5 protein-coding genes are annotated in these 5235 nt (G+C 69.2%); 3 read left to right on the top strand and 2 right to left on the bottom strand.

What is annotated here, in order from left to right; translation table 11 throughout:
• The first annotated feature begins 111 nt into the window (after positions 1-111).
• Both Y705_RS0111570 and Y705_RS0111565 read left to right on the top strand, forming a co-directional pair.
• A complete protein-coding gene (locus tag Y705_RS0111570) occupies positions 112-750 on the top strand; it encodes an alpha/beta hydrolase (RefSeq protein WP_026532974.1) in 639 nt (212 codons plus the stop codon).
• A gap of 20 nt (positions 751-770) precedes the next feature.
• On the top strand, positions 771-1544 hold the full coding sequence (locus tag Y705_RS0111565) for an isocitrate lyase/PEP mutase family protein (protein ID WP_026532973.1): 774 nt from the start codon (positions 771-773) through the stop codon (positions 1542-1544).
• A gap of 26 nt (positions 1545-1570) precedes the next feature.
• Here Y705_RS0111565 and Y705_RS0111560 read toward each other — a convergent pair whose 3' ends face one another.
• Positions 1571-2467, bottom strand: coding sequence for an alpha/beta hydrolase family protein (locus Y705_RS0111560; protein WP_444826185.1), 897 nt, complete (start codon positions 2465-2467; stop codon positions 1571-1573).
• Between the two features lie 68 nt (positions 2468-2535).
• On the opposite strand from Y705_RS0111560, the gene Y705_RS0111555 reads away from it, so the two are divergent.
• Positions 2536-3651, top strand: a complete 1116-nt coding sequence (locus tag Y705_RS0111555) for a GTP pyrophosphokinase (protein WP_026532971.1) — start codon at positions 2536-2538, stop codon at positions 3649-3651.
• Between the two features lie 7 nt (positions 3652-3658).
• Here the strand turns inward: Y705_RS0111555 and Y705_RS0111550 are convergent, their stop codons facing one another.
• Positions 3659-5158: a carboxyl transferase domain-containing protein gene (locus tag Y705_RS0111550; protein ID WP_026532970.1), complete on the bottom strand. Its 1500-nt coding sequence runs from the start codon at positions 5156-5158 to the stop codon at positions 3659-3661.
• Positions 5159-5235: the final 77 nt, after the last annotated feature.

The following is a 5235-nucleotide window of genomic DNA, read 5'->3' as shown; positions in this document are numbered from 1 at the left end:
CCGCCGTGGCTCGAGCCGAACCGTGAAGCCATCTCCTCCGCGGTGGCGAAGATCGAACTTCCCGGGGAGAACAACCCCGCCGTCCAGACCATTTCTGAATAGGAGCTGACCATGACCGGACACCACGCCTGGCCGCACGTCTTCGAACCGGGCAGCACCGATGCACCCGTGCTGCTGCTGCTGCACGGAACCGGTGGAAGTGAATCCGACCTTCTGCCCCTTGCCGCACGTCTGGCACCACAGGCCGGTGTCCTTTCGCCGCGCGGTCCGGTGCAGGAACATGGCAGCAACCGCTGGTTCCGGCGTTTCGGGGAGGGTGTGTTCGACGTCGACGACGTGATCCGCCGGGCCGGTGAACTCGCGGCGTTCCTGGCGTGGGCCCGCGAGGCGTACGGCATCGGTGGGCGGGAGGTCATCGCCGTCGGATTTTCGAACGGGGCCAACATCGGCCTGGCTGCGGCCATCCTCCATCCGGAAGCGCTGGACGGCGTTGTTGCCTTCTCGGGAATGTATCCGCTGGAGGGACACACTGTCGATGCCGATCTGTCCGCCGCCGACGTCGCGCTGTTCAATGGCGACGCCGATCCCATGGCACCGCCGGCGAGCGTGGAGCAGTTGGCGGCAGTGCTCGAAAGCCGCGGAGCCCGGCTCACTCGCTCGATGCGTCCGGGCGGCCACGGAGTGCACCCCTCGGACATCACCGGTGCTGCGTCCTGGCTGGCCGACCGCAGCCGTAGGGTGTCCTCATGACTATTCAGCACACACCAGCCATGGACCTGCCCACCAAGGCAACCGAACTGCTGCGCCTTCACACGTCGCCGAAGATCCTGCAGGTGATCAATGTATGGGACGCCATCACGGCGAAGACCATCGCCGCTGTGCCCGGGACGGAGGCACTGGCCACCGCGAGCCACTCCATTGCTGCATCACTCGGTTATGACGACGGCGAGAACATCCCTGTGGACCTCATGATCCAAGCCGTGGGACGCATCGCCGCTGCAACCTCCCTTCCCGTCAGCGCCGATCTCGAATCGGGCTACGGCAATCCCGGGGACACCGTGCGGCGCGCGATCGGCGCCGGCATCGTGGGGGCCAACATCGAGGACCAGATGCGACCGCTCGCCGATGCCGTGGCCCAGATGGAGGCTGCAGTGAAGGCCGGCCAGGCAGAAGGCATCGACTTCGTGCTCAATGCCCGCACCGACGCCTTCCTCAAGGCGGCCGACCGCAGCCGGGACGACGTCCTGGCGGATGCGATCGAGCGTGGACGAGCGTTCCTCGAGGTCGGTGCGGCAAGCGTCTTCGTGCCGGGCCTGCTCGATGAGCCCACGGTCCGGGCGCTTGTGGAGGGAATCGGGCAGCAGCGCGTCAGCGTCATCAACGTGCCGGGCTCGCTCGCCCCATCGAAACTGCAGGAACTCGGGGTGGCACGCATCTCCTATGGCCCCTGGACGCAGCGCGTGGCCCTCACCGCCCTCGCCGACTCTGCGGCCGGTCTCCTCGCGGACGGCGCCCTTCCGGAAGGGACACGCCCGCTGAACTGAGCTCGTCTCCGAAGCAGGGGTTCCGCTCAGTCCCGGGCACTGCCGAGGGCACGCTCGAGGGTCCCGACCACGCGCTCCCAGGCACGGGTACCGGGCTCGATCATGGCGAAGTGGTCACCCGGGATGACGGTCAGCGTGGCCTCGGCTCCCGCCCGCCGTGCGGCGTCGACATAGCTGGTGGACTGGCTGAGGGGCACTGTGGCGTCATCCTCCCCGTGGAGCGCGAACACGGGAACGTCGAGGGGAACGGCGGCCATGGGATCGGCGAGGCGGTAGCGCTCGGGGTCGTCGCCGGGACCTGCCCCCAGCAGGCTCTCCACTGCGCCGTTGCTCAGGCCGAGTCGCTGCGCGTCCGCCAGATCCAGCACTCCGGACTGGCTCACTACCGCGCGCAGCTTCACCCGGGGCGTCCCACTGCCTGGGGCACCGGCGGGGAGGGTGGCCCGCCCTGCCGCCCACACGGCAAGGTGGCCGCCCGCGGAGTGGCCGAGTGCCGCCGTCGCGCCCGTGGTGAAACCGTGCTCCTCGGCCGCCGTGGCGAGAAGGTCGATGCCGGCTGCCACGTCATCGAAGGTGGCAGGCCATCCGCCGCCGTTGCCGACGCGGCGGTATTCGAGGTTCCAGCACGCGTACCCGCGCTGCACCAGGTCCTGCGCGAGGGGTTCACCCAGCTCAGCGCCGTACGTCGAGCGCCAGTACCCGCCGTGGATGATGACGATGACGCCGGCTACGGCCTGCCCGGCCGGCAGGTAGAGGTCCGCGAACTGGCTCGGGTCTCCGCCGTAAGCGTATCGCTCGGGTGGAACGGCCGCAGCGCTGGCCGCTGGAGTCCGGCCGGCTGGACGGCGCGTGCACGCTGCCGTGACCGCCGCCACGACAGCCGCCGTCAGGGCCAGAATCGTACGCCGTTTTGGATGCTCCACAGGGGGAAGCCTAGCCGTTCCCCTGTGGAAGTTAGGATGAGGGAACACCACTGGAACTGGAGGCACCGTTGAGCGCCTGGGACGACCTCGACCACCGCCTGCGCCCCGCAGTCGAAGCGAGCACCCGTGAATTCGAACGCATCCGGCCCGCCCTGGTGGAGGTGACCGAGGAAATGCGCAGGAGCATGCAGGGGATCTTCGACTCCTCGGAATTGCATCCGCTGTTCGTGACTGCACGCACCAAGACCGTGGAGTCCTTCCGGGACAAGGCGTCGCGCACGCTCGCCTCATCGGAGCCCGACGCCGCACCCACGCTCGTGTTCCCCGAGCCGATGCGCAACCTGACGGACCTCGTGGGCGTCCGCGTGATCACCACGCTGCCCCACGAGGTGGACCTCGCCGCCAACCTCATCAAACGCCAGCGGCAGGAATTCGACTGCCGGGGGGACCGCGAGAAGGACATCGGTTCCATCGAATCCGGCACCTACGGGTATTCGAGCCGCCACCTCATCATGCGCACCATCCACAATGACGCCGTGCGCCGGTTCCAGCAGGCCCAGGACCCCGAATCCAGGGCGGGTGGGAGCTACCTCTTCGAGGTGCAGATCCGCACGGTCCTCGCCCACGCCTGGTCGGAGATCGAGCACGACATCCGGTTCAAGGCCTCGAACCCCAAGGCATGGAGCCCCTATTTCGACCGCCAGTTCACCGGTACTGCGGCCATGCTCGAAACCGTCGAGTCGGCCTTCGCCGAGTTGCATGAGCGGTACGAGACGGTCACGGGTTTCTGGGACGAGGACGGGGAGGGCAGCGCACCGTTGACGCCCAACCGGATCCGGCACGTCTGGCAGACCCTGCTTCCGCACGTGGACCGGAAAGCCGACGACAACTGGGGGTGGGCGGCCGAGCTGCTGGCCGCCCACGAACTCCAAACCACCATCGAACTCGCTGCGCTGCTGCAGGCGGACACCATCACCACGGTGCGGCGGGCGCTCGATCACCGCTACTCCCCCGGGCCCGACCGCCTGCTCGATGACATGCTGCTGTGGCACTACGGAGCGCGGCATATCGACCTGACGGCCGAGGAGCCCGGAACCGAACTCAGTCCCCGCCGGGACAGCCTGCAGCGCAGGTTCCGCCAGATGCAGATCTTCCGGTCCCGCGGGCAGCACGCGCCGCGGTAGCGCCGCCTCAGTCGGCCAGGACCCGGTACTTCTCGATCCTCCGGAGCCTCCGCGCTTCAACGGGCAGGGACGCCACGGACCAGAGCTCATATTCGATGGCGGCTCCGAGCCGCGTACAGAATGCGCGCGGCTCCTCGGCGGCGTCCGGCCGTTCATCCACCACGTGATCCACGATTCCGCGGGCATGCAGCGCGGCGACATTCACCCCCTGCGCATTCGACATCCTGTCGGCGAATTCCGTACTCCGGTGGACGATGACGCTCGCCCCCTCGGGAGGCAGCGGTGAGAGCCAGGCGTGCTGGGCCGCAATGGTGCGGTCCGCCGGGAGGAGCGCCAGCGCCCCGCCGCCGGCCCCCTGGCCAAGGAGCACCGAGACCGACGGCGACGTCAGCCCGATGAGGTCGTGCAGGGAGCGGGCGATTTCGCCTGCAAGTCCACCCTCTTCCGCCTCCTGCGAGAGAGCCGCTCCGGCGGTGTCGATGACGGTCAGCAGCGGCAGCCCGAGTTCCTCGGCGAGTTTCATGCCGCGCCGCGCCTCGCGGAGAGAAGCCGGGCCCATGGCGGCGTCGTCGTTCCGCCGGGGGCGCTGGTGGCCCAGCACCACGCAGGGCTGACCGCCGAAGCGCGCCAGCGCCAGGAACAGGCCCGGATCCTTCTCGCCCTGGCCGGTGCCGTTGAGGGGAAGGACATCAGAGGCGCCGAACGCGAGCAGGCGCCGCAGGTCGGGGCGCCGCCGGTTCCGTGAAATGAGAATGGACGACCACGCCGAGCTCTCCGCGGGTCGGGCTTTCAGCGTCTCCGGAGCCGTCGGGGGCTCACCGGGGGTCGCTACGAGGACGTTGAGGGCCTGGTCAATGATTCCCGACAGCTGGGTGGGGCTGACGACGGCGTCGATCAACCCCTTGTCGAAGAGGTTCTCCGCGGTCTGGACGCCCTCCGGGAAGGGCCGGCTGTACAGCGCCTCATAGATCCGCGGGCCAAGGAACCCGAGGAGCGCCCCCGGTTCGGCGACGGTCACATGGCCCAGCGATCCCCAGGACGCCATCACACCGCCGGTCGTGGGATGCCGCAGGTAGACCAGGTAGGGCAGGCCGGCCTGCCGGTGCGCCCGGACTGCTCCGGTGATGTCCACCATGGCGAGGAAGGCAGGGGTGCCCTCCTGCATCCGGGTGCCGCCCGACGCCGGGCCTGCCAGGAGCGGGAGCTTCTCACGCGTGGCCCGCTCGATCGCCGCGACGATCCGGCGGGCCGCAGCAGATCCGATCGACCCGGCGAGGAAGCGGAATTCGGAGACGAGGACAGCGACGCGGCGGCCCCGGATCAGTCCCTCCCCGGTGAGGACCGATTCATCGACGCCGCTCTTCTCCCGCGCTCGCGCCAGCTCCTCGGCGTACCCTTCCCGGCCCTCGACCGGTTCGGTTACCGGCGAATCCCAGGAGGAGAAGGAGCCGGGATCAAGGACGACGTCGATCAGCTCGCGTGCGGTGAGGTGCCCCGGAGGGCTGATCCCTGATCCGGTTACGGGTGCGCCGGCTCCGCGCCCACTCACCGGCGGGCGCCGTCGTCGGTGTTCCTGCCGGCGCT

It is taken from the genome of Arthrobacter sp. H41, from assembly GCF_000520535.1.
Classification (GTDB): domain Bacteria; phylum Actinomycetota; class Actinomycetes; order Actinomycetales; family Micrococcaceae; genus Arthrobacter_D.
This window is presented reverse-complemented; position numbering and strand designations above follow the sequence as displayed.

Excerpts from the sequence above, each read along its gene's own strand:
- Y705_RS0111570 (WP_026532974.1), top strand. The coding sequence starts at position 112 with ATGACCGGACACCACGCCTGGCCGCACGTCTTCGAACCGGGCAGCACC.
- Y705_RS0111565 (WP_026532973.1), top strand. The coding sequence starts at position 771 with ATGGACCTGCCCACCAAGGCAACCGAACTGCTGCGCCTTCACACGTCG.